This window comes from Hymenobacter norwichensis DSM 15439 (assembly GCF_000420705.1).
Lineage (GTDB): Bacteria > Bacteroidota > Bacteroidia > Cytophagales > Hymenobacteraceae > Hymenobacter > Hymenobacter norwichensis.
On the sequence record NZ_ATVL01000007.1, the window covers coordinates 951,795 to 974,500 of the forward strand.

The 22,706-nt window shown below is 56.9% G+C and carries 19 protein-coding genes; 11 read left to right on the forward strand and 8 right to left on the reverse strand.

From position 1 onward, the window contains the following. Nucleotides 1–51: 51 nt before the first annotated feature. The 3 genes from G536_RS0110230 (at nt 52) to G536_RS0110240 (ending at nt 2,706) form a co-directional block, all read left to right on the forward strand. Nucleotides 52–684 (forward strand): NeuD/PglB/VioB family sugar acetyltransferase, encoded by a 633-nt coding sequence (locus G536_RS0110230; protein ID WP_022823500.1) that lies wholly within the window; start codon nt 52–54, stop codon nt 682–684. 93 nt (nt 685–777) lie between these two features. Further along, on the forward strand, nt 778–1,731 hold the full coding sequence (trhO, locus tag G536_RS0110235) for an oxygen-dependent tRNA uridine(34) hydroxylase TrhO (RefSeq protein WP_022823501.1): 954 nt from the start codon (nt 778–780) through the stop codon (nt 1,729–1,731). A 102-nt stretch (nt 1,732–1,833) separates the two neighbouring features. Further along, the gene (locus G536_RS0110240) at nt 1,834–2,706 is read left to right on the forward strand and encodes a nucleoside phosphorylase (protein WP_022823502.1); all 873 of its coding nucleotides are present in this window, start codon (nt 1,834–1,836) and stop codon (nt 2,704–2,706) included. A gap of 84 nt (nt 2,707–2,790) precedes the next feature. On the opposite strand, the gene G536_RS0110245 is transcribed toward G536_RS0110240, so the two are convergent. Both G536_RS0110245 and G536_RS0110250 read right to left on the reverse strand, forming a co-directional pair. After that, nucleotides 2,791–3,096 (reverse strand): hypothetical protein, encoded by a 306-nt coding sequence (locus G536_RS0110245; protein WP_022823503.1) that lies wholly within the window; start codon nt 3,094–3,096, stop codon nt 2,791–2,793. A 114-nt stretch (nt 3,097–3,210) separates the two neighbouring features. Then, entirely contained in the window at nt 3,211–4,224 is a 1,014-nt protein-coding gene (locus tag G536_RS0110250) for an aldehyde dehydrogenase family protein (protein WP_022823504.1), read from the reverse strand. A gap of 285 nt (nt 4,225–4,509) precedes the next feature. On the opposite strand from G536_RS0110250, the gene G536_RS0110255 reads away from it, so the two are divergent. Further along, on the forward strand, nt 4,510–4,854 hold the full coding sequence (locus G536_RS0110255) for a 4Fe-4S binding protein (protein WP_022823505.1): 345 nt from the start codon (nt 4,510–4,512) through the stop codon (nt 4,852–4,854). A gap of 180 nt (nt 4,855–5,034) precedes the next feature. Here the strand turns inward: G536_RS0110255 and G536_RS0110260 are convergent, their stop codons facing one another. Continuing rightward, complete coding sequence (locus G536_RS0110260) at nt 5,035–6,198, reverse strand: N-acetyl sugar amidotransferase (RefSeq protein ID WP_022823506.1); 1,164 nt, start codon at nt 6,196–6,198, stop codon at nt 5,035–5,037. A 78-nt stretch (nt 6,199–6,276) separates the two neighbouring features. Continuing rightward, on the reverse strand, nt 6,277–7,227 hold the full coding sequence (locus G536_RS27310; RefSeq protein WP_211223323.1) for a carbon-nitrogen hydrolase family protein: 951 nt from the start codon (nt 7,225–7,227) through the stop codon (nt 6,277–6,279). 258 nt (nt 7,228–7,485) lie between these two features. Between G536_RS27310 and G536_RS0110270 the strand changes: the two genes are divergently transcribed. From G536_RS0110270 to G536_RS27315, 3 genes are all read left to right on the forward strand, one after another. Beyond that, a complete protein-coding gene (locus G536_RS0110270) occupies nt 7,486–10,116 on the forward strand; it encodes a valine--tRNA ligase (protein ID WP_022823509.1) in 2,631 nt (876 codons plus the stop codon). Between the two features lie 321 nt (nt 10,117–10,437). Continuing rightward, nucleotides 10,438–12,480, forward strand: a complete 2,043-nt coding sequence (locus G536_RS0110275; RefSeq protein ID WP_022823510.1) for a S9 family peptidase — start codon at nt 10,438–10,440, stop codon at nt 12,478–12,480. A gap of 453 nt (nt 12,481–12,933) precedes the next feature. Then, nucleotides 12,934–15,540 (forward strand): TonB-dependent receptor, encoded by a 2,607-nt coding sequence (locus G536_RS27315; protein WP_022823511.1) that lies wholly within the window; start codon nt 12,934–12,936, stop codon nt 15,538–15,540. 263 nt (nt 15,541–15,803) lie between these two features. Here the strand turns inward: G536_RS27315 and G536_RS0110285 are convergent, their stop codons facing one another. Then, nucleotides 15,804–16,010 carry a hypothetical protein gene (locus G536_RS0110285; protein ID WP_022823512.1) on the reverse strand — a complete coding sequence of 69 codons (207 nt, stop codon included), beginning with the start codon at nt 16,008–16,010 and terminating at the stop codon, nt 15,804–15,806. A gap of 143 nt (nt 16,011–16,153) precedes the next feature. On the opposite strand from G536_RS0110285, the gene G536_RS0110290 reads away from it, so the two are divergent. Both G536_RS0110290 and G536_RS0110295 read left to right on the forward strand, forming a co-directional pair. Beyond that, nucleotides 16,154–16,756 carry a helix-turn-helix domain-containing protein gene (locus G536_RS0110290; protein ID WP_022823513.1) on the forward strand — a complete coding sequence of 201 codons (603 nt, stop codon included), beginning with the start codon at nt 16,154–16,156 and terminating at the stop codon, nt 16,754–16,756. 97 nt (nt 16,757–16,853) lie between these two features. Continuing rightward, nucleotides 16,854–17,273, forward strand: a complete 420-nt coding sequence (locus tag G536_RS0110295) for a hypothetical protein (RefSeq protein WP_022823514.1) — start codon at nt 16,854–16,856, stop codon at nt 17,271–17,273. Between the two features lie 101 nt (nt 17,274–17,374). Here G536_RS0110295 and G536_RS0110300 read toward each other — a convergent pair whose 3' ends face one another. Together G536_RS0110300 and G536_RS0110305 are read right to left on the reverse strand one after the other, a co-directional pair. Next, nucleotides 17,375–18,853: a dihydrolipoamide acetyltransferase family protein gene (locus G536_RS0110300; RefSeq protein WP_022823515.1), complete on the reverse strand. Its 1,479-nt coding sequence runs from the start codon at nt 18,851–18,853 to the stop codon at nt 17,375–17,377. A gap of 161 nt (nt 18,854–19,014) precedes the next feature. Continuing rightward, a complete protein-coding gene (locus G536_RS0110305; RefSeq protein ID WP_022823516.1) occupies nt 19,015–20,283 on the reverse strand; it encodes a competence/damage-inducible protein A in 1,269 nt (422 codons plus the stop codon). Nucleotides 20,284–20,381: 98 nt separating this feature from the next. Here G536_RS0110305 and G536_RS27320 point away from each other — a divergent pair, with 98 nt between their 5' ends. Both G536_RS27320 and G536_RS0110315 read left to right on the forward strand, forming a co-directional pair. Continuing rightward, nucleotides 20,382–21,209, forward strand: a complete 828-nt coding sequence (locus G536_RS27320; protein WP_022823517.1) for a DUF4197 domain-containing protein — start codon at nt 20,382–20,384, stop codon at nt 21,207–21,209. Nucleotides 21,210–21,341: 132 nt separating this feature from the next. Beyond that, nucleotides 21,342–22,097, forward strand: coding sequence for a DUF4197 domain-containing protein (locus tag G536_RS0110315; RefSeq protein ID WP_022823518.1), 756 nt, complete (start codon nt 21,342–21,344; stop codon nt 22,095–22,097). 139 nt (nt 22,098–22,236) lie between these two features. Here the strand turns inward: G536_RS0110315 and G536_RS0110320 are convergent, their stop codons facing one another. Beyond that, nucleotides 22,237–22,593: a hypothetical protein gene (locus G536_RS0110320; protein ID WP_022823519.1), complete on the reverse strand. Its 357-nt coding sequence runs from the start codon at nt 22,591–22,593 to the stop codon at nt 22,237–22,239. Nucleotides 22,594–22,706: the final 113 nt, after the last annotated feature.

Consider the following 22,706-nt stretch of genomic DNA (forward strand, 5'->3'; position numbering starts at 1 on the left):
TATCTTTGCGGTCTAACTCGCGCTGTACTTTACAGTCTCTCTTCGCTACGCATGGAAAACCCCGTTATAATTCTTGGTGCTCAAACCGTGGGTATTACTGCCCTTGATTCTTTCCTTTCCAACGAGGTAGTGGTGTATTGCCTTCTCGACGACGATACCAAGCTGCAAAACACTGAGCTCTTCGACGTGCCCGTAATGGGTAACACCGACGATAAAGAGCTGCTCAAGCTGCTGGGCAAAAAGTGCGAAGTATTCGTGGCCACCGAAGACGTGGCCAGCCGCCGCAGCCTCACGGCCATGCTCCACGACGAATACGAGGTAGCCCCCGTCAACGCTATCCACCAGCGGGCTAGCGTGTCGCCGCATGCTTGGCTGGGCCACGGCAACTTGCTGAGCGCCAACGCTGTGGTAGCCGGTACTGCCAAAATTGGGAACGGCTGCCTGATTGGGGCCAACGCTGTAGTAGATGCCAAAGCCGAAATGGGCGACTATTCGCAGCTCAGCGCTGGCGCAATCCTCAACGCTGGTGTAGTGGTAGGCGAGCAAGTGTTTATTGGAGCTGGCGCGGTAGTAGTAGCTGGCGTGAAAATTGGCAACAAAGCCCGTATTGGCGCTGGTTCGGTGGTCGTGGCCGACGTGCCTGCCAACCAAACGGTGTTCGGCAACCCTGCCGTAAAGGTTTAATGTTTGAGAGTTTAGAGTTGTGAGCTTAGAACTTAGCGCGGTCGTTGGTTTGTCTAAGCTCTGAGTTCTGATTTCTCGTTTCCAGTTAAAAAAATGGATTACCGCGTTTTACTGTACTACTGCTACACGCCCATCGAAGATGTGGAGCTGTTTCGGGAAGAGCATCACCGGCTATGCCTGCAACTCAACCTGCGGGGGCGCATTATTGTGGCGCCCGAGGGCCTGAATGGCACTGTTTCGGGCCTAGAGGCCAACTGTGCTGAATATATGCGGCTGGTGAAGGCCGACCCGCGCTTTGCGGCCTTGGAATTCAAGGTGGAAGAAGCTGAAGCGCATACCTTCCAGAAGCTGCACGTACGCGTGAAGCCGGAAATTGTGCACGTAGGTTTGCCGCATATCAAGCCCTACGAGCGGACCGGCGTACACCTCTCGCCCGAGGAGTTTCGCGCCATGAAAGACCAGGACGACGTAGTGATTGTGGACGTGCGCTCCGACTACGAGTATGACCTGGGCCGCTTCAAAAACGCCGTAACGCTGGATATCGAAAACTTCCGCGAATTCCCCGACCGGGTAGAGCGGCTGGAGCAGTACAAAGACAAGAAAATTCTGACCTACTGCACCGGTGGCATCAAGTGCGAAAAAGCCAGCGCGTTCCTGCTGGAGCAGGGCTTCGAGAACGTGTATCAACTGCACGGCGGCATCATTAAATATGGGCTGGAAGCCGGCGGTGAGGACTTCGAAGGCAAGTGCTACGTGTTTGATGGCCGGGTGGCGGTAGACGTTAACCACGTCAACCCCACCATCATCAGTGAGTGCCATCACTGCCACACGCTTTCCGACAGGATGGTGAACTGCGCTAATCCGCACTGCAACGCCCACGTGCCGCTCTGCGAAACCTGCGGCGAGCAACTGCAAGGTGCCTGTTCGCCCGCCTGCCAGGAGCACCCCGACAAGCGCCCTTACGACGGCACTGGCACGTACCCCAAAATCAGCAACCACTACCGCCCCGAGCAAGGCCTGATTTCTTACCGGGCTCCGACGCGGTAGTTATTAATTTCGTCGTTCGTTTTTCGGTTTTTATCGTTAAACGGGGCAGTTTTCTGCCTGCTAGGCGCCGAAGAACGAACAATAAAAAACGAACAACGAAAAATGGCCATTCCCGATTCCGAGCTGATTTTCAATAAAGACGGCAGCATTTACCATCTCAACTTGCAGCCCGACCACATTTCTGACACCATCATCACTGTTGGAGACCCGGAGCGGGTACCGCTCGTGAGTCAGCATTTTGATTCCATCGAAACCCGGATTCATAAGCGCGAATTTGTGACCCACGTGGGCTACTACAAGGGCAAGCGGCTCACGGTCATCAGTACGGGCATGGGTACTGATAACATTGATATTCTGCTCAATGAGCTAGATGCGCTGGTCAACATCGACTTTGTAAGCCGGGAAGCACGTCCGCACGAGGAGCACATTGCCTTGCGTATTGTGCGGGTGGGTACCAGCGGCGCCCTACAGGCTGACATTCCGGTAGGCTCGCACCTGGTTACCGAGCACGCCGTCGGCCTCGATTCCTTGATGCAGTTCTACCCGCTCGTGGAAACCGGACTGGAAATTGAAGTAGGCACCGGCGTGCAGCAGGCCCTAGCCCTCGACTACCGCCCATACTGCGTGCGGGGTACCGATTTGCTGCGTGAGCAGCTGGGCAAGGGCATGGTAGTAGGCAATACGCTTACCTGCCCCGGCTTCTATGGCCCGCAAGGCCGCGTGCTACGCTTGGATTTGCGCCGCCCCGACCTGATTGAGCAATTCCAGAACTTCCGCCACCAAAGCGCCGAAGGCGAGTTCCGCCTTACCAATTTCGAGATGGAAACGGCCGGCTACTACGCCCTGGGCCGGATGCTAGGCCACGAAGTGGTATCGTTGAACGCCATTGTGGCCAACCGCGCCACCGGCGAGTTTGCCACCAACACCGACGCTGTAATGAACGACCTGATTGCTAAGACGCTGGATCGGGTGTAATCCTGCATCTGCTAAAAAAACTCGGCCCTTGCTCTCCAATTGGAAGGCAAGGGCCGAGTTTTTTTAGCGGCTTAAGCTAATGGCTTAGTAAAAGTCGAAGCCTAAAATGGCGCGGATGGGAAGCGAAATGCCGGATTTAAGCGTCAGATACTCGTGGTGGGTAGCCCAAACGGTGGTGTATACCCGTTTGATGGCGCCGTCGGCCGTTTTGAAGTAGATATCCAGCTTACCCTGGTAGTTGTTGCCGAGGCTGGTGGCGCGCTCGGCATCATGGCGGCGCTGCTGAATGTCGGCTGGGTCGGTCAGCACGTCTTGCGGTGAAAACTGCAACGCGGCAATGGCATCTTTCTCAATTACTTCGGCGGTGTCAGTGGGCAATTCAAAAGCCATGATAGAAAACTAAAAGTCGGAAGAGAAACATAAGGCTGGCACCTAGTGCAAGCCAAAGCGCAATACCTGACCAGTCCAAAATACGGCCAGCAGTTGGCATTGCGTAATCAAGTTTTACGCCAGTTCCGCCAAAAAGGCCATCGTATCCACGCCATCGGCATAATCGGATACGCTGGGATACTGCGCCTGCCCGAAGGCGGTGCTGCCGGCCCACCGCCCGCTGCCCGACACAATGCACTGGGTTTGAGCGGCTACGTCGGTCAGCTGATCTACCAAATCTACCTCGTGGGCGTAAGTGCCATAATGCAGCACCGAAATAGGGGAGACGAGCAGCGGACTTTCAAGGAGCAGCAGGTAGCCAGTATCGAGGTGCGGCACCCCGTTGACCAGCAGAATGCTCTTGTTGTAGTCGTAGTTGTTGTTGTACTTGTGGTGGTCGACTACGTGGTGCCAGGGGCGGAGTGAGTCGAGTAGGGGTGAAAAGTTGTAATTCTGGGGCACAAACAGCTTGCTCACGTTGCGGCAACCCAGGCCATAGTACCGGAAAATATCCTCGCCCAATAAGCTCAGCTCATGGTCGGTTTCGTGGCCAGTGAGCACGCCCAAGCTGGTGCGGTTGCGCCGGATGATGTGGGGCCGTTTGCCGAAGTAGTAGTCGAAGTAGCGGGCCGTGTTATCGGAACCAGTGGCAATGAAGGCATCGGCGGCATTGAGGCGCTCCTGAATTTGAATCCGCTCCTGAAAGCGGGGCTCAATTTTCGTTAGCTCGTTCAGTACCCATGTCATGAGGATGGAATCGTCTTTGCTGAGCTTGGCTAGTAAGGTGTGGCCGCTGATTAGCACGCACAACGCATCATGAAAGCCCACCAGCGGAATGTTGCCGGCCATTACCACCCCTACCTGTTTGGGGGCGCTTGGTTCAGCAGGGTAGTGGGCGGCCCAGCGGGTCAAGGTGTCCTCGGTGAGCATATCGGCCACGCTTTTGATGGCCGTCGTTACGTTAAGCAGGTCGAACCAAGCGTTGCGGTTGCGGGCGTGGGAAGTTAGCTCAGTGAAAGTATCAGGGACAAGGTGGCGCAAGTGGTTGCCCAACGCTACAAAAGCAGCCAGGCGGTCGGAGTGAAGCATCAAAAACGGGTTAGCGGGGTGACAACGGGAGGATGATTACGAAGACGAGGGGGCTGCTAGCGAGCATGTCAAGCAAAAAACGGCTAGGGTACTGCCAGCAAGATTTTGTGGTTTCCGTCAGTAGCACGATACTCGCTCAACAATTAGCCAAAAATCAACTTATCATCTGGTAATAAGTCACACATCCTAAAGTTAGTTTCTACTTTTGCACAGCGAAGAATCCGCCAAGCGGAAAAATTTCGCGTACAACCCTCTCTATTACTCACATTACCTGATTCTACGGCTATGGCCATCATGATAACCGACGAGTGCATCAACTGTGGTGCCTGTGAACCAGAATGCCCCAATACGGCCATCTATGAAGGCGGCGCTGCCTGGCGCTGGGCCGACGGTACTACGCTGAAAGAAGTAACCATCGACGGCGGTAAGACTGTACCCGGTGTAGCTCCCCAAACCCCCATTTCCGACGAGTACTACTACATTGTATCAGATAAGTGCACCGAGTGCGTTGGTTTCCACGAAGAGCCACAGTGCGCCGCCGTGTGCCCCGTTGACTGCTGCGTAGACGACCCCGACTACCGCGAGTCGCAGGAGAAACTGACCGAGAAAAAAGAGTGGCTCCACGCTTAAGAGTCTAGTTCTGAATCACAGAATATGCAGATTACACGGATTTTGTAGCCCATTATCCGTTCTTAGGCCGCGTTACCACATAAAACAGAAAGAGGCTTGCTACTTGCAAGCCTCTTTCTGTTTTTAATAGTCTACAAAATCCATGTAATCCGACTAATCTGCATAATCCGTGATTCCGAATCAGGTGCCGCAGTTGAAGTACTTGTCGTAGGCCGACTCCGGAATTAGATTGAGCTGGCTAAGTACTTTGATGGGCCAGCGCAGCTTCCGGATCAGAGCGTAATTGTTAGGGTAGTCGCGGAAGGTTTTCGGTGGGGCTTTCACAATCTGCTCGAACTCTTCGCGCGTCAATCCTAGGCGCTTGATGCACAGGTTGATGACTTTCTCGTCTTCGATGCCATTGATGTGCTTCACCTTTTCCAGCGCCGCTTCGCGGGGCATTTGGCCGGAGCGCACCAGGGCCGAGTAGTTGAACAGCCGCCGGTCGATGTTGAACTTGGTGCGGTTGAGGTAGTAAATAACGCTCTGGTACAGGTCGTCGAAATAGTGCGCGCCGGGGTTCACCCAGGCCAGTTCCCGCTCCAGCAACTGGTCGACATCGGCCCTCACGTAATCCACGTGGTAGAGCAGCGTAACGGTTTTGATGCGGCGCACGAAAGCGTAGTAGAACATCTGCGGGATGTCGAGGTGGAAGCCAGGGTCGTCGGCTTTCCAAGGGCGCAGCGGTACTGTGCCAAAACGTTTGTGCACTGCCTTCAAATACTTGCCATCCAGGTAGTTCCAAGTGAGCGGTGCAATGCCCTCCGTCCGGAACGACTGCCCGATGATGATGCGCTGAATACCTTCCTTAGCCGCTACGCCATACAGCGCCGTGGCAATACCCACGTCGGTGCCTTCCTCCATATCTGGGGTTGAGGCTTTCAGGAAGGCAATTTTCAGATCTTTGGATTCGCGCCAGTCCGAGGTAATGGTGCGCATTTCCACGCCCAGTTTCTGGCAGGCTTTCACCATGTTCTCGCCGGCCACGGGATTGCCAAAACCGTCGTTGAAGTGCACCGCCAAGGGCCGCAGCCCCAGTTTCACCACGCAGTACCACAGCGTAAACGACGAGTCCCGGCCGCCGCTGACGCCCAGCACGCAGTCGTACTTTTTGCCGCGGCCCATTCGTTTGATATCGGCTGCAATTTCTTGAACTTTCAGACGACCTGCCTCTCCCAGCGGGAAGGCATCATCCATGTGGTTGTGTACTTCACAAAAATTGCACTCTCCCTTGGTATCGAACGTAATGCCAGGAACAGTGGTGTCCATGATGCAACGGGTGCAGCGTTGGTAAGCTTTAGTCATGCAGAAACGCAACAGGGTATCGGCAAGAGCACGAGCCCTGTAAGTAAACGAGAATGGAAAAAGAAAGAGGTTTCCTCTTTAGGAAGGCAAGGAGTCGAACTTGAAGCCCTTACGGACGAGCATCTCACCAATTTGCGTGCCCTTCTCAACGCGGTTGGGCCGGGGAATGTCCACTACCACTAAGTCGCCGGCAAATTCGTTGAATTTGCCCTGCGCCCGAATGCCCGAGGCATCTACGGCCAGGGAGCAGCCAATGCTTTTTTTGCCCTCATACGGGCCTCCTACAATGTAGCCTACCGACGTAGTGCCTACCACGGCTACGTTGTAGAGCCGGGCCAGAATGGAATACGGCTTCACCCACTTTTCGCGGTACGGGTCGTGCTCCTCGGTAATGGAGTAGTCCACGGTCCAGGAGGAAGGCGACAAAATGAACTCGGCCCCCATACGAGCCAGCGTATGCCCAATGCTCAGGCCATCGATGAAGTTGTCGGCGCAGATATTAACGCCGATTTTGCCGAGCGGCGTATCCACCACGTTTAGGGTTTGCCCTACGGCATAGTAGGGTTGTTCTACCGTGAGTAGGTTGATTTTGTGGTACTTGGTGATGATTTCGCCTTGCGGATTGATAAGCAGCGCGGCGTTGTACACGCGGCCGTCGGCGCCTCGCTCGGTGAGGCCGGCGCAAATGTAAATTTGGTGCCGGATAGCTTCCTGGCAAAGTTGGTCGGAGTAGATACCGGGGATGGGCTGGGCTTCGGTGAGGGCGCTGGGGTGCGTCCAGGCGAAGTCGAGGGTTTCGGGTAGTAGCACTACGTTGCAGCCCCGGCCGGCGGCTTCGGCAATCATCTGGGCGGCCCGCACCATGTTGCGTTCCGGTTCGCCGCCTTCCACTAGCAGCTGGCCCATGCCAACCCGCAGAATATCGGTGGTAAAAGAAGCCGCTGGAGTGGCTGGTTGGGAAACAACAGGTGCCTGCATAGGGGCAGGCGGAGAGGGCGCGGCTCTGCGGAACTTAAACAAGGAAGCCATGAGGCAGAAGGAGAGAAAGGCCAAAACTGAGAATTTCAACTATCTATATAAAGATGAAAGCATGTAGCATATAGTCAGTTAATTGTCAGAAAGGCAAGCCAAATTTAAGTTATATCTGGGATTTGCTCTCTTTTTTTGGGAAGAAAATAGATGATAAATATAATCTCAAATAGTCGAGCTTATACTGCTTATACAAAGGCCCGTTATGAAATTCTTACTTTTGCGGCCAATACGTATTCACTGACTTCCCAATTGTCGATGTCCATCGCCAAAACCTATACCCCCGCCGACGTTGAAGCCAAATGGTATCAGCGGTGGCAAGAGCAGGGCTTTTTCAAGGCCAAAGCCAACCCGCGTAAGCAGCCGTACTCGGTGGTAATTCCGCCGCCCAATGTAACGGGCGTGCTGCACATGGGCCATATGCTCAACAATACCATTCAGGATGTGCTGGTACGCCGGGCCCGGATGCAGGGCAAAGAGGCCTGCTGGGTGCCCGGCACCGACCACGCGTCCATTGCCACCGAAGCCAAGGTAGTAGCGCTGCTCAAGGAGAAAGGCATTGATAAGAAAGACCTCACCCGGGAAGAATTTCTGAAGCACGCCTGGGAGTGGAAGGAAAAATACGGCGGTATCATTCTGGAGCAGCTCAAGAAGCTGGGCGCCTCCTGCGACTGGGACCGGACCCGCTTCACGATGGAGCCCGAACTGACGGAAGCCGTGTTGCGCGTGTTTGTAGACCTGCACCAGAAAGGCCTGATTTACCGCGGCATCCGCATGGTAAACTGGGACCCCCAAGGCGGCACCGCTGTGTCCGATGAGGAAGTAATTGCCAAGGACACCATGGCCAAGATGTACCATTTGCGGTACGAAGTAGTTGGCCAGGCTGGGCAGTTCTTAACGGTAGCTACCTCGCGGCCCGAAACCATTATGGCTGACGTAGCCGTGGCGCTGAACCCCAACGACCCGCGTTACACGCACCTGCACGGCGCGAAAGTGCGGATTCCGCTGCTGGGCCGCGAAATTCCGGTGATTCTGGACGAGTACGTGAGCATTGACTTCGGGACGGGCGCGCTGAAAGTGACGCCCGCGCACGACTTGAACGACTACGAGCTGGGCCTCAAGCATAACCTGCCGGTTATCGACATCCTCAACAACGACGGCTCGCTCAATGAGAAGGCCGAGCTGTACGTGGGCCAGGACCGGTTTGCGGCGCGCCGCAACATCGTAAAGGACCTAGAAGCTGCCGGCTTGCTCGATAAGGTGGAGGAGTACGCCAGCGTGTTGCAAACCTCGGAGCGCACCGGGGCCGTTATCGAGCCGCGCCTGAGCTTGCAGTGGTTCCTGAAAATGGAGCACCTAGCCAAGCCGGCGCTGGAAGTGGTGGAAAACGACGAAATCAAGCTGCACCCGCCCAAATTCAAGAACATGTACCGGGCGTGGATGGAGAACGTGCACGACTGGTGCATTTCGCGCCAGCTGTGGTGGGGCCAGCGCATTCCGGCCTACTATCTACCCGATGGCTCGTTTGTAGTGGCCCTCAACGAAGAGGAAGCTCTAAAGCTGGCTCGCGAGAAAAGCGGTAACGCCAACTTGCAGGCTACTGATCTGCGCCAGGACGAAGATGTGCTCGATACCTGGTTTTCGTCGTGGCTATGGCCGATTTCGGTGTTCGACGGCTTCAAGGACCCCGACAACGCCGACGTTAACTACTTCTACCCAACCAACGACCTGGTAACGGCTCCGGAAATTCTGTTTTTCTGGGTGGCGCGCATGATTATGGCCGGGCTGGAATTCCGCAAGCAGGTGCCATTCCGCAACGTGTACCTCACCGGCATTGTGCGCGACGCGCAGGGCCGCAAGATGAGCAAGAGCCTCGGCAACTCGCCTGATCCACTTGACCTGATTGCCACCTACGGCGCCGACGGCGTACGGACGGGCATGTTGTTTTCGTCGCCGGCTGGCAACGATTTGCTGTACGATGTGAAGCTGGTGGAGCAGGGCCGCAACTTCACCAACAAGCTCTGGAACGCCTTCCGCCTCACACAGGGCTGGGAGGTGGATGCCACCTTGCCGTTCGTGAATGCCAAAGCCGTGGAGTGGTTTTCGGCCAAGCTGCACGTCGCGCAGTTGGAGTTGGATGAGCACTTCGAGAAGTTCCGGATGTCGGATGCGCTGATGACCGTGTACAAGCTGGTGTGGGACGACTTCTGCTCGTTCTACCTGGAGATGGTGAAGCCCGCTTACCAGGCTCCCATCGACCCCGAAACGCTGCGCCACACCACTAGCTTCCTCGAAACGCTGTTGAAGCTGATGCACCCGTTCATGCCGTTCATCACCGAAGAAATCTGGCACGAGCTGGCTGAGCGTGGCCCCAAGGACTACGTGTGCGTGGCCGCCTGGCCCAAGCCCGCCCCCGTAACCGGCGGTGCTGATTTGCTGGCCCGGATGGACAAGGCGCTGGAAATTGTAGCCGGTGTGCGCAACATCCGCAATCAGAAAGGCCTCGGCCCTAACAAGCCCCTCACGCTGGCCACCAAAACCGACGATGCCGCCCTGCTCCACGACTACGACGGCGTAATCCGGAAGCTGGCCGCTCTCACCGAAATCAGCGTGGTGGAGGCCGCGCCGGCGGCTTCGGTTAGCTTCGTGACGGGTGGATCCGAGTTCTTTGTGCCGCTGGAAGGGCAGATTGATCTGGTCGCGGAAAAGGCCCGCCTGGAAAAGGAGCTGGAATACGCCATCGGCTTCCGCGACTCGGTGCTGAAAAAACTCTCCAATGAGAAGTTCGTGCAGAACGCCAAGCCCGACGTGCTGGAGCGGGAGCGGCAGAAACTGGCCGACGCCGAAGCCAAAATTGCTACGTTGCAGCAGAGTTTGAACAACTTATAACGCAGGCTTCGGCTTATGCTAAGTCACCCATAAAAAGCTCCACCTCATCAGGTGGAGCTTTTTTTTGACTAGCATCCAACTGCACTATGCAGAATGAAGCATAGCCGTTTACTTTCGGCCCACATGCCTCGATTTATTGCGAAACTTCTGTTGCCTCATGCCCTAGTTGCGCTCATTTGCTTCCAGCGCTCTAAAGCTATAGCCAAGGAAGTATTGCGCACATTGTTGTTACGCGTAATGTTGTTGCTGCTTCACTGCGCCCAATAGCGCAGTTTTACGCTCCTTCTTGAGCTTGTTTTTCAACCCAACTGTACCGTATATATGCTCACCCCACCCGTTGCCGCCCTTAAGCCCAAACAACTCACCACCCCCCACGGCACCCGTACCGATAATTACTACTGGCTCAACGAGCGTGAAAACCAAGAGGTAATCGACTACCTGAACGCCGAAAATGCCTACTTCGAGCAGGAAATGGCGCCGGTGAAAGACTTGCAGGACCGACTGTTCACAGAAATCAAGAGCCGCATCAAAGAGCAGGACGAATCGGTGCCGTACCGCGACAATGGCTACTTCTACTACGTGCGCTACGAGGCCGGCGCAGAATACCCGATTTATTGCCGCAAGAAAGAAAGTCTGGACGCGCCCGAGGAGGTGTTGCTCGACGCTAACCAGATGGGGGAGGGGCAGGCCTATTTCCAAATTGGCGGCTTCCAGGTCAGCGACGATAACAACCTGCTGGCCTTCAGCGTGGACACGGTGGGGCGCCGCATGTACACGTTGCGCATCAAAAACCTGACTACCGGCGAGCTGTACCCCGAGCAGATTGAAAACACGGGTGGTGAGGCCGTGTGGGCCGCCGACAACCAGACGGTGTTCTACTCCAAGCAGGACGTAAACACGCTTCTGACCTACCAAATTTATCGCCACCAGCTAGGCACCGACCCCGCGCAGGATGTGCTGGTGTACGAGGAAGCCGACAATACCTTCCACATCGGGGTGGGCCGCTCGAAGTCGCGCGACTACATTTTCATCCAGATGGGCAGCACTATGTCGTCGGAAACGCGCTACGTGGCGGCCACCGACCCTACGGCGGCGTTCCAGGTATTTCTGCCCCGCGAGGACGACCATCTGTATGAAGTCGAGCACTTCGAGGATTACTTCTACATGCTATCGAACGACGGGGCGCCTAACTTCCGGCTGTTGAAAACGCCCGTTTCCGACACCAGCAAAGCCCGCTGGCAGGAAATTATTGCCCACCGGGACGATGTGTTTCTGGAGAATATGGAGCTGTTCCGGGAGTATCTGGTACTAGGCGAGCGGCAGGAGGGCCTATTGCAGCTGCGCGTAATTCGGTGGCAGGATAACGAGGAGCACTACCTCAACTTCGGGGAGCCCACCTACACCGCCGCCATCAGCATCAACCCCGAGTTTGATACCACTGTGCTGCGCTACGGCTACTCCTCACTCACCACGCCCACCAGCACCTACGATTACGATATGACCGCTCGCACCAAAACCCTGCTGAAAGAGCAGGCGGTGCTGGGTGATTTCCGCAAGGAAAACTACGTGACCGAGCGGCTGTATGCCACGGCCCAGGACGGTACGCGCATCCCCATGTCGATTGTGTACAAGCAGGGGTTCAAGAAAGACGGCAGCGCGCCGCTGCTGCAATATGCCTACGGCTCTTACGGTATTTCCATCGACCCCACATTCAGTTCGGCCCGGCTTAGTTTGCTGGACCGGGGCTTCGCCTACGTTATCTGCCACATTCGGGGTGGGCAGGAGCTGGGTCGGCAGTGGTACGAGGCCGGCAAGTTGCTTTATAAGCGCAACACCTTCACCGACTTTACCGACTGCTCGGCGTTCCTGATTCAGGAGCAGTACACTGCCGCCGACAAGCTGTTTGCGGCGGGCGGCTCGGCGGGCGGGCTGCTGATGGGCGCCGTCATCAATCAGCACCCCGAATACTACAAAGGCATAGTGGCGGCCGTGCCCTTCGTGGATGTGGTAACGACCATGCTCGATGACACCATTCCGCTGACCACCGGCGAGTACGACGAGTGGGGCAACCCCAACGAGCAGCCGTACTACGAGTACATGCTGTCCTACTCACCCTACGACAACGTACAAGCTCAGGCCTATCCCAACTTGCTGGTCACTACCGGCCTGCATGATTCGCAAGTGCAATATTTCGAGCCGGCCAAATGGGTTGCCAAGCTGCGTACTCTCAAAACCGACGACAACCTGCTGCTGCTCCACACCGATATGGAAGCCGGCCACGGCGGCGCCTCCGGCCGCTTCAAATCCATCCACGACGCGGCCCGGCAGTTTGCGTTTATGTTGCTATTGCTGGGCGAGCGGTAACCTGCTAACTGCCGCCGATGTAAGGAGTTGATTCGGATTCGAAAGCAGTGCCTTTGGTCCAAATGATGCGAGGAACGGCGGTGTTGCGCTTGCTGCATGGGCCAGCAAAGCTCCTGCAAGCCCAATCAGAAATTTCAAACGGTCATGCTGTGCTTCCGCGGCATGACCGTTCTTTTTTGCGTTAGCCAACCTTTCGGGTAGGCACTAAGTATCAGGTGGGTAAGTGGCTTCTCAACTATTAATGACCCTTGATGCCACCTTACCATTAAACCGGTGTCTGTAGGGCTAGTCCAATGCCTTGGCCTGTCTGCTGTTCTCGTGTTCTGGGCGGTTGCAAGCGGGGATTGGTCGTTTTGATAGATGCGGCTGCTTGCCGAGCGAGTAGTTTCAAGGAAATTTTAATACATGCCTATGCCACACCGGTTTGTCGGGTGGTTTTCTTCTAGCGGATTGATGAAAAAGATTTTACTTGCTCTGGCTTTTACCAGCGCTGGCCAGTTGGTTGTTGCACAGAATCAGGGCGGTCCGCCCGCCGGTGGCCGCCCTGCCGGTGGGCCGCCTGCCGGTGGCGCACCACGCCAGCTAGCCACCGGAGCACCGCAGCCCCAGCAGGGTAGTGGGCGTATTACTGGCACCGTGACCGACGCTGTTACCAAGAAGCCGGTTCCTTATGCCACAATAGTGTTGCTCAACCCCGCCACCGGTAAGCCCGCTGATGGTACCGCTGCTGACGAAAGCGGTAAGTTTTCGATGACTAGAGTGGCAGCCGGTACCTACACGGTACAAATCAGCTTTCTGGGCTATAAGTCCATCGATAAGCCCGGCATCACCATCACTGAGGCCGGTAACACCGTTGCGCTGGGCACGGTAGCGCTGGCCTCATCGGCGCAGGCACTCAAGGAAGTGGTGGTGGAAGGCCAGCGCGCTTTGATTGAGGAGAAGGTGGACCGCACCGTGTACAACGCCGAAAAAGACGAAACCACCCGCGGCGGCGACGCTACCGATGTGCTCCGGCGGGTGCCTTCCCTGAGCGTAGACCTGGATGGCAACGTGAGTTTGCGCGGCAGTTCCAACATTCGGGTGCTCATCAACAACCGCCCGTCTACCATTGCCGCCAGCAGCATTGCCGACGCCCTGCGCCAGATTCCGGCCGACCAGATTAAGAGCGTGGAGGTGATTACCTCGCCCTCGGCCAAGTACGACGCCGAAGGCTCGGGCGGTATCATCAACATCGTCACCAAGCAAAACAACCTGCAAGGCTTCACGGTGGATGGGCGCGGCAGCTTCGGCTTGCGTAGCTCCGACTTCGGGCTGAACGGCAGCTACCGCACCGGCAAGATGGGCTTCTCGCTGGGTGGCGGCGGCCGGGCGCAATACAACACACCGGGGCGCTTCTCCAACATTCAGAACACCTTCGACGACGACGCGGCCCGCACCTTTCTGGCGCAAACCACGCAGTCGGCCAAAACCACCAACAACCGCCTGAACGGGCGCTACTCGCTGGGCTGGGACTACGATATCAACAAGTTCAACTTCCTGTCGGCTTCGGTGCAGTTTGGGGTCGGCAACTCCAGAGTTCAGCAGAACGACCTGCTCAGCGAATCGTACCGCCTCAACCCTGCTACCGGTATTTTCCCGCTCACCCGGCGGGACCTGCGCGACGTGTTGACCAAGGACAACTCCAACAACGTGGACGTGAACCTGAACTACACGCACACGTTTGAAACGCCGCAACGCGAGCTGAGTGTGCTGGGCCTGTACAGCCGCAACGACCGCACCAACAACTTCACCAACAGCATCCTCGAAAGCCTCGACCCGAATTCGGCCAGCCAGATTCGCAACGAAAACGACAGCTATAACCAAGAGGTTACCGCGCAGCTCGACTACCAGACGCCAGTGGGTAAAAACCAGCTGCTGGAGCTAGGGGCCAAGGACATCATGCGCACCGTAAACAGCCAATACAGCACCTTTATTGATGGCGCGCAAACGGTGGGCGGCAACCTGTCGAATACGTTCACCTACGACCAAAACATAGCCGCGGCGTATGCCTCGTACACGCTGGGCTTCCTGAAAAATTACACGCTCAAGGCCGGTGCGCGCTACGAGTACACGACCATCGACGCCAAGTTTCAGAACTCTGATACCAAGGTTTCGATTCCGTCGTATGGGGTGCTGGTGCCGAGCGTGAACCTGTCGCGCAAGCTGGCTAGCGGTAATACGCTGAAAGCGGCGTACAACTACCGGATTCAGCGGCCTTCCTTACAGTTCCTCAACCCCAACCGGCAGGCGTCGAACCCGCTCAACGTCACGATTGGTAACCCCAATCTGGAGCCCGAATACACCAACAACTACGAGCTGGGATACAACACGTTCATCCAGAAAACCTCGCTTAACTTCTCGGTTTTTGCCCGTAACACCACCGGTTCCATCCAGCCGCTGCGTACTACCAACCTCGACACGATTATCACCCGCTTTGCCAACATCGGGGTGGAAAATGCCTACGGAGGGAGCTTGTTTGCCAACGTTAACCTCAACAACAAGTTCACGCTGGGCGGTGGCCTCGATGCGTATTACGCCATGCTCGACAATAAGTCCAACGACGTGATTCTGCGGGCCAAAAACGAAGGTTGGGTAATTAGCGGCCGGGCACAGGCGGGCTATGCGCTGAGCAAAGGCTGGGGCCTGCAATTCTTCACGTTTTATCGTGGGCGTCAGGTGCAGCTCCAAGGCTACCAGGGCGGCTTTGGCATCTATAGCCTGAGCTTGAAGAAGGATTTCAACGAGAAGAAAGGCAGCATCGGCTTTGGCGCCGACAACTTCTTCACGCCCACCAACAAGATTCGCTCCCAAGTCGATTCATACATTCTGGCCCAGCAGAGCGAGAACGTGCTCTACCGCACCGGCTTCCGGGTGAATATGAGCTACCGCATCGGTAAGCTGACCACGGCCCCCTCGCGCCGCAAAAAATCCGTCACCAACGACGACCAGAAAGAAGATGGCGACGGTGGCAACGGAGCAGGCGGCACGCCACAAAGCGGCAGCAGCGGCGGCCGGCCGTAAGGTGAGTTTGTGAACTTGTGAAATGGTGAGGTTGCTGTTCTATCCGCGCAAATAGTGCCGACGGAACAGCAACCTCACCATTTTCATTAGGCCACTGGGCTAGGTAGATAATAAAAAAAGAAGAACGTCATGCAGAGGCGTAGCCGAAGCATCTCGCGTGCTGACGCTAGGAGAGTAATCCTGTGTCAGCACACGAGATGCTTCGTCCCTGGCTTGATGCGCCACATGCTCTGTATGACGTTCTTTTTTGGTGCAAATCCGCTTTATCTCACTTTCAGGCTATCGGGCACGGCGGCGCCACGGGTGGCCTGGGTGAGCTGGTTTTGCAGCTGAAAGTTCACCTGCTCGCAGTCCGAGAACCGCAGGTTGGCTTGCTTGAGGGCTTCCTCCGTTTTGGTGAGGCGTAGGTACAGAAAGATAATCAGACCCAGCGCAATCAGCAGGGCAACAAGAGGCAGTACTTTATTCATGCGGGATGTAAGGCAGTGAAGAACTGTAAAGGTACGCGCCTAGCCATGCACCCTGTTTCCCATAGCAAAACAGATTTCCTTACATGGTTTTTTGCAGCTTATTTTTTAGTTTTCTAAAAATAAGCTGCAAAAAACCACCGTTCATGCCGCGCAAATCCATTCCATCTACCACCCTGGTGGCGCAGGTGCGCCGCTACTTCGGGCTCGAACAGCAAGAACTGGCCGGGTATCTGGGTATTAGCCGGCCCTACGTGGCCGACATCGAAGCTGGACGGCGCACCCTTACCGCGGCGGTATTGCTGCGCCTGAACCCGCTGGCCCGGCTGCTGCCGGCCGCTACGCCAACTACATCCTCTGCGCCAGAGCCCACTGATGTGCCTACTATCCCGCCCGCGCCGGGCCTCCTGGAGGCCCGCCTCGATTACTGCCAGCACCACGCCCGCCGGCTGCGCCGGGAGCTACAGCAGCTAGCGGCGGCGGCGGTCAAGGTCCGGCGCTGGCAGGCGGTATTGCCCGGCCTGCTGGCAGCCCCCGCTTTACCGGAAACTCTGCTGCCCGCCGCCGAAGCTCACCGGGCCCGGCAGTGGCTGCTCCACCGCCAGCAGCAAACCACGGCGCTGCTTAACGACAGCGCCTGGGCCGCCCGCTACCACCTGCTCCGGCTGCGGGCCGAAGCCCTGGAAACCGAAGCGGCGGCTTTAGTGGAATTGTTGCAGGCTACGCTACCGGAAGGCGTCCCAAAATAGGGGCAGCGGGTCTCAAAACAGGGGATAAATCGTGCGGCAGTGCGCGGCAAGCGCGGCTACCTTGGGGTATATCTCACCTTCTAACCCCTCTACCTCTATGGCTCTTGATGTAACTGTATTAACTACCCGCGCCGAGTGCGACGAAGTGCTCGATGATCTGGCCGCCGAGCTGGATGGCTACCAACAGCGCACCAGCAACCTCGAATTTGCCGACCGCCGGACCAGCCGCTCTCAGGCCGACGCAGCCGGGCAGCTGGCGGGCGTGGAAGCCGAAATAGCCGCTTACTCCGCCATTCTGGCCTCGCCCGATATTACGGCCGCTATGCGCAAGCAAAACGAAACCAAGCTGCGCCGCGCCAACGACCGGCGCGACAACCTCACCGACACAGGCAGCGCCCGAAGTGCTACCAGCCGCTTTCTGGCGGCCGTAGATGCCCAACAGGTGCAAGCCCAGGTAGATGTGCTCACCGATGCCCAAACGCAGGTAACCAAACACCAAGCTACGCTGCCGGCCTAAAGGCATACTATTCTTATTACGCCATCAAAAAAGGCCCGCCGGACTATCCGGCGGGCCTTTCTAGTACAAGTGGGGGCAGGCCACCAACCAGCAAGCAACTATTAAATAGTCGTATTCGGGTCGAACTGCTCCAGGTAGTCGGCCACCTTGCGCACGAACATGCCGCCGAGCGAACCGTCGACCACGCGGTGGTCGTAGCTGTGGCTCAAGAACATGAAGTGGCGCACGCCAATCAAGTCGCCCTGCGGGGTTTCAATAACGGCAGGCTTCTTCTTGATAGCGCCCACGGCCATAATGGCCACCTGCGGCTGCATGATGATGGGCGTGCCCATCACGTTGCCGAACGAGCCGACGTTGCTCACGGTGTAGGTGCCGCCTTCTAAATCAGCCGGGGTGAGCTTGTTGATGCGCGCCCGGTTGGCCAGGTCGTTTACCTTCTTGCTGAGGCCGTTGAGGTTGAGTTGGTCGGCGTTGTGAATCACCGGCACAATCAGGTTGCCGCTGGGCAGGGCCACGGCTACGCCGATGTTGATGTCGCGCTTCTTGATGATGTAGTCCCCATCTACCGATACGTTGATATTGGGGAAGTCCTGAATGGCGCGGGCAATGGCCTGAATGAAAATGGGCGTGAAGGTGAGGTTTTCGCCTTCGCGCTTCTTGTAGGCATCCTTGTGCTTGTTGCGCCAATTCACGAGGTCCGTCACGTCGGCCTCCACAAACGAGGTAACGTGCGGCGCAATGCGCTTGGAGTCCACCATACGCTGGGCAATCATCTTGCGCATCCGGTCCATCTCAATCAGCTCCTGCCCGCCGCTGATGGAAGGCACGGCTTTGGTGGGGGCTTGGGGACTTGGGGACTTGGGAGCTTGGCTTTCGGTAGCTGCCGTACTTGGAGCAACTGGTGCCGCTGGTTGGGCAGCTGGCGTTGGCTCGGGAGTTGAAGCCGGAGCAGTAGCGGGGGCTTCAACGGCTGGTGCAACCGGGGCTGATGCTACCGGAGCAGCGGCAGCTGGCTGGGCTTGTGGCGTCAGGGCCTTTTTACCGGCGGCTACGTAGTCGAGAATGTCTTTCTTGGTGACGCGGTTTTCGCTGCCAGTGCCGGGCAGGTATTCCAGGTCGGCCATGGAAATACCTTCTTCGCGGGCAATGCTGAGCACCAGCGGCGAGTAGAAGCGGCCGGGCTGCTGGGGCTGGGTTGCGGCTGGCGCGGGTGCCGTAGCGGCAGCTTCCGGTACGTAAGGTACTTCGGCCGTACCGCCGTGCGGGGCAGTTGGTGCTTCCGGTGCCGGTGCCGCTGCGGGCGCGGCCGGTGGCGGCGTGCCGGCCTGGGCGGCGGCTACATCGGTTTCCACCACGGCAATGGGGGCACCCACGGCCACTACTTGGCCTTCCTGCACCAATATCTCCTGCAACACACCGGCATGGATGGCGGGCACCTCGGTATCTACTTTGTCGGTTGCCACTTCCAGCACCGATTCGTCTTGCTCAATCGTGTCACCGACTTGCTTGAGCCATTTCAGAACGGTGCCTTCCATAATGCTCTCGCCCATTTTGGGCATCACCATTTCCACTCGTGCCATGCGGTATAGGGGTAGGGGTTGGGTTATTGGGGTGGGGAAATTTCAGGCTCAAAGGTAGGGAATAGTGAAGTGGTGAAATTGTGAGATGGTGAAATTGTGAGTTTGACGTTATAACCGCGCAAATGGCGCAAGTAAAACGTCAAACTCACAATTTCACCATCTCACAATTTCACCACTTCCCCCGCTGGTAGGTTCTGGCGAAGCATATTCAGGGCCATAGTTACGGTGTATTCCACGTTGAGCTGGCGGCCTCGGTCAAACGAAAACTGGCGGCTGACGGTTTGGTGGGCGTCGGCGTAGGCTATGCAAATAGTACCAACGGGTTTGGCTTCGGTGCCGCCGCCGGGGCCAGCAATGCCGCTGGTGGCTAAGGCCACATCTACGCCCAGGCGGCGGCGGGCACCTTCGGCCATTTCGCGCACGGTGGCTTCACTCACGGCGCCGTGGTCGGCCAGCGTGGCGGGGCTTACGCCTAGCTCCTGTACTTTGATATCGTTGTGGTAGGCCACGATGCTGCCCCGGAAGTAGGCGGAGCTGCCCGGTACGCTGGTTATCTTATGGGCCAGCAAGCCACCCGTGCAGCTTTCGGCGGTGCCCAGCGTCAAGTTGCGGGCCAGCAGCAGCGGACCGATTGCGGCTTCCAGCTTCACTTCACCTTCAGCAAAAATGTACTCGCCAATAGCCGCGTGCAGTTCCGGCAGCAAGGCCTCCATGCGGGGCCTCAGGTCGGGCTGGCCATCGGAATAGCCGGTCAGGCGCAGCCGGACGCCCCCGAGGTAAGGCAGATAGGCCAGCTTCACATTCGAGGGCAGTGCCGTTTCCCAATCCGCAATTTTCTCAGCCAGAAACGACTCGCCCAGGCCTACAGTCTGCACCACTACGTGCTCGATGGGGGGCACCTGGAAGCGGGTTTGCAGCCGTGGCAGCACCTGCTCGCTCATCAGGTATTTCATTTCGTGGGGCACGCCAGGCATGCTCACAAACACAGTGCCCTGGTCGTCGAACCACATGCCGGGGGCCGTACCCACCGCGTTGAACAGCACCTCACAATTGGCGGGAACCAGCGCCTGCTGACGGTTTACGTCGAGCATTGGGCGGTTGTAGCGCTTAAATATGCCTTCTACGTGCTCCAGGGTGGGCTCGTGCATCACCAACTCACTGTGGAAGTAGCGGGCTAGTACGTGCTTGGTGAGGTCGTCTTTGGTGGGGCCGAGGCCGCCGGTGATGAGTATCACCCGGGCGCGTTGGCGGGCTTGGTCGAGGGCGGCTACAATTTCGTCGGCTCGGTCGGATACGCTGGAAATCTGCCGCACGCGCAGCCCGATTTTGGCTAATTCCTGGCCCATAAAGGTGGAATTGGTATCGATGACCTGCCCGTAAAGCAGCTCGTCGCCAATGGTCATGATTTCAACGTCGGGAAGCAGAGACATAGGGGAGTAGGTTAGGATGGGAGAGGGAATTCACGCAATTTGGCCCCCCGACGCGTAAGACCGCCACAAGGGCCGTCTGGTTTTCGTCTTTTCTATTTATGCCTACTTTCCGAATCCTGACCTTAGCATTAACTCTAGGTGTAGCCGCCCCGCTGGCTGCCCAGGCCCAAACCAAAACCACGGCCAAAAAGACCACCGCCACCACCGAGAAAACAACCACCACGGCCAAGAAACCAGCCGCTAAAACCACTACGACCACCAAAACCACCACGGCTAAAACCGCTGTAGCTGCTGCCGCTGCGGCCGTAGTTAAAACCCCGCTCACCGACAACGAAGCCAACAACGGCCTGAAGGAAGCCCTCACGCAGAGCATTAACCGCAGCATCGAGCAAGCCTCCGCCGCCGATGGGTTCAATGCCAATACCGATATCCGCATCCCGTTTCCGCCCGAGGCTGAGCTGGTAGCGGCCACCATGCGCAAGCTGCGACTGGGCGCTTTGGTTGATAATTTTGAGGTGGCACTGAACCGCAGCGCCGAGTCGGCGGCCAAGGAGGCGGCCCCTATCTTTCTGGGCGCGGTGCAGAACATCAGCTTTCAGGATGCGTTAGGTTTAGCCACCAGCAAAGAGGATGACGCCGCCACTACCTTTCTGTACGGTAAAACCGCCGACCAACTCAAAACGGCGTTTCAGCCCATTATTCAGCAGTCGTTGGAGCAAACTGGCGCCACCAAGCTCTACGCCGAAATGGTGAGCCGCTACAACAAGATTCCGCTGGTTACCAAGCTGGAACCCCAGCTGACGCCCTACGCTTCCCAAAAAACCGTGGATGGCCTGTTCACGCTGGTAGCGGCCGAAGAGGCTAAAATTAGGGCCAACCCCGCCGCCCGTGGCAGTGAGCTGCTGAAGCGGGTATTTGGAAAGTAATTCTTTCCCAACAAGGGAGTTTCTGAATCAAAGAATTGTAGCGCCTGGCTTCGGCTGGGCGCTACAGTTCTTTGGAGTTGGTCCGGTTTCTGCAAAAGGGTCGTACAACCAAGTACCTCGTTTCTTTCTGCCATGAACTACCGCCGTTTTTTATTCATGCCACTCGCGCTGCTAGGGCTCCAGCTCAGTGCTTCTGCCCAGACGTTCAGTTTGCCCAAAATCGGCAACATCAGGCTGCCGACCACCAAAGGCAAAACCACCAGCACCAGCCAAGGCAGCCTGACCAATACCGAAGCCGCCAACGGCCTCAAAGAAGCGCTAATCCAGGGCATCAGAAAAGGTGCCGACCAAGCTTCCCAAACCGACGGCTTCAACCTCAACAAGCTGATTCGTATCCCGTTTCCGCCCGACGCCCAGCGCGTAGCCAACACCCTGCGCAGCATAGGCCTAGGCGGCCAAGTGGATCGGTTTGAACTGTCGTTGAACCGGGGCGCGGAGGATGCCGCCAAAAGCGCCAAGCCTATCTTCCTGTCGGCTATCAAGAGCCTCACCTTCACCGACGTGTGGAACATCTTGACCGGCGAGAAAAATGCCGCCACGCAGTACTTGCAGCGGACCACTACCACGCAGCTTACCACCGCCTTCAAGCCCATCATCCAGCAAAGCCTCGACAAAGTGGGCGCCACCCGCTACTACACCGATCTGAGCATGCGCTACAACAAGATTCCGTTGGTAACGCCCGTGCAAACCGACCTCAACCAATACGCTACCGGCAAAGCCATCGACGGTTTATTCACCCTTATTGCCCAAGAAGAAGCCAACATCCGCGAAAACCCCGTGGCCCGCACCACCGACTTGCTCAAGCGTGTTTTTGGTCGCAAGAGCTGATTGCTGATTGCTGTTTGTTGATGGGTTGCAGGTACAAAAATTGAAATACAAAAGGCCCTGTTCTAATTCAGAACGGGGCCTTTTTAATGAGCTAAGCGCGAAGTCTTCTCATCACTTCAACTCATCTATAATCAATACTTTAAAAATCATCATCATCGAAGCTGCTCCGACGGCCGCCGCGCGACGAACCGCCTAGGTCGTCATCGTCGTCATCATCAAAGTCGTCGTCATCGTCGAGGCTGCTGAAGCCGCGGCTGCCGTCAGGGTCTTCGGCGGCTTCGGCCGTGGTGTATTCTTCTTCGGTCATGCTCGCCAAATCCAAGGCTTCGTCGTGCGAAGAGCCGGTATCGCGCCACATTAGATAGTCGGCGTACTTAGCGGAAAGTTGGTCTTCGGAAGAGCCGCGGGTTTTGCTGCCGCCAGTTTTGGCGAAGCTATCTAGCTCGTCATCATCACCGAGAAGGTCGTCGTCGTCGAGGTCGTCGTATTGTCTCATGGCCTTGTCAGGGGCTAGGGAAGTTGATAAAAGATTTGGCGCGTAAGGGCAAGGTTACCGTTGCGAAGATACGTGACGGAAGGTTTCAAGTTAGGAACACCCCGAAGTTTTGC

Bases quoted from the DNA above. Each gene is read 5' to 3' on its own strand.
- G536_RS27320 (WP_022823517.1), top strand. From the start codon at position 20,382: ATGCCTACTTTCCGAATCCTGACCTTAGCATTAACTCTAGGTGTAGCC.
- G536_RS0110260 (WP_022823506.1), bottom strand. From the start codon at position 6,198: ATGACTAAAGCTTACCAACGCTGCACCCGTTGCATCATGGACACCACT.
- G536_RS0110290 (WP_022823513.1), top strand. From the start codon at position 16,154: ATGCCGCGCAAATCCATTCCATCTACCACCCTGGTGGCGCAGGTGCGC.
- G536_RS27315 (WP_022823511.1), top strand. From the start codon at position 12,934: ATGAAAAAGATTTTACTTGCTCTGGCTTTTACCAGCGCTGGCCAGTTG.
- G536_RS0110270 (WP_022823509.1), top strand. From the start codon at position 7,486: ATGTCCATCGCCAAAACCTATACCCCCGCCGACGTTGAAGCCAAATGG.
- G536_RS0110300 (WP_022823515.1), bottom strand. From the start codon at position 18,853: ATGGCACGAGTGGAAATGGTGATGCCCAAAATGGGCGAGAGCATTATG.
- G536_RS0110255 (WP_022823505.1), top strand. From the start codon at position 4,510: ATGGCCATCATGATAACCGACGAGTGCATCAACTGTGGTGCCTGTGAA.
- G536_RS0110275 (WP_022823510.1), top strand. From the start codon at position 10,438: ATGCTCACCCCACCCGTTGCCGCCCTTAAGCCCAAACAACTCACCACC.
- G536_RS0110240 (WP_022823502.1), top strand. From the start codon at position 1,834: ATGGCCATTCCCGATTCCGAGCTGATTTTCAATAAAGACGGCAGCATT.
- G536_RS0110285 (WP_022823512.1), bottom strand. From the start codon at position 16,010: ATGAATAAAGTACTGCCTCTTGTTGCCCTGCTGATTGCGCTGGGTCTG.
- G536_RS0110295 (WP_022823514.1), top strand. From the start codon at position 16,854: ATGGCTCTTGATGTAACTGTATTAACTACCCGCGCCGAGTGCGACGAA.
- G536_RS0110230 (WP_022823500.1), top strand. From the start codon at position 52: ATGGAAAACCCCGTTATAATTCTTGGTGCTCAAACCGTGGGTATTACT.
- G536_RS0110305 (WP_022823516.1), bottom strand. From the start codon at position 20,283: ATGTCTCTGCTTCCCGACGTTGAAATCATGACCATTGGCGACGAGCTG.
- G536_RS27310 (WP_211223323.1), bottom strand. From the start codon at position 7,227: ATGGCTTCCTTGTTTAAGTTCCGCAGAGCCGCGCCCTCTCCGCCTGCC.
- G536_RS0110315 (WP_022823518.1), top strand. From the start codon at position 21,342: ATGAACTACCGCCGTTTTTTATTCATGCCACTCGCGCTGCTAGGGCTC.
- G536_RS0110320 (WP_022823519.1), bottom strand. From the start codon at position 22,593: ATGAGACAATACGACGACCTCGACGACGACGACCTTCTCGGTGATGAT.
- G536_RS0110245 (WP_022823503.1), bottom strand. From the start codon at position 3,096: ATGGCTTTTGAATTGCCCACTGACACCGCCGAAGTAATTGAGAAAGAT.
- G536_RS0110250 (WP_022823504.1), bottom strand. From the start codon at position 4,224: ATGCTTCACTCCGACCGCCTGGCTGCTTTTGTAGCGTTGGGCAACCAC.
- trhO (WP_022823501.1), top strand. From the start codon at position 778: ATGGATTACCGCGTTTTACTGTACTACTGCTACACGCCCATCGAAGAT.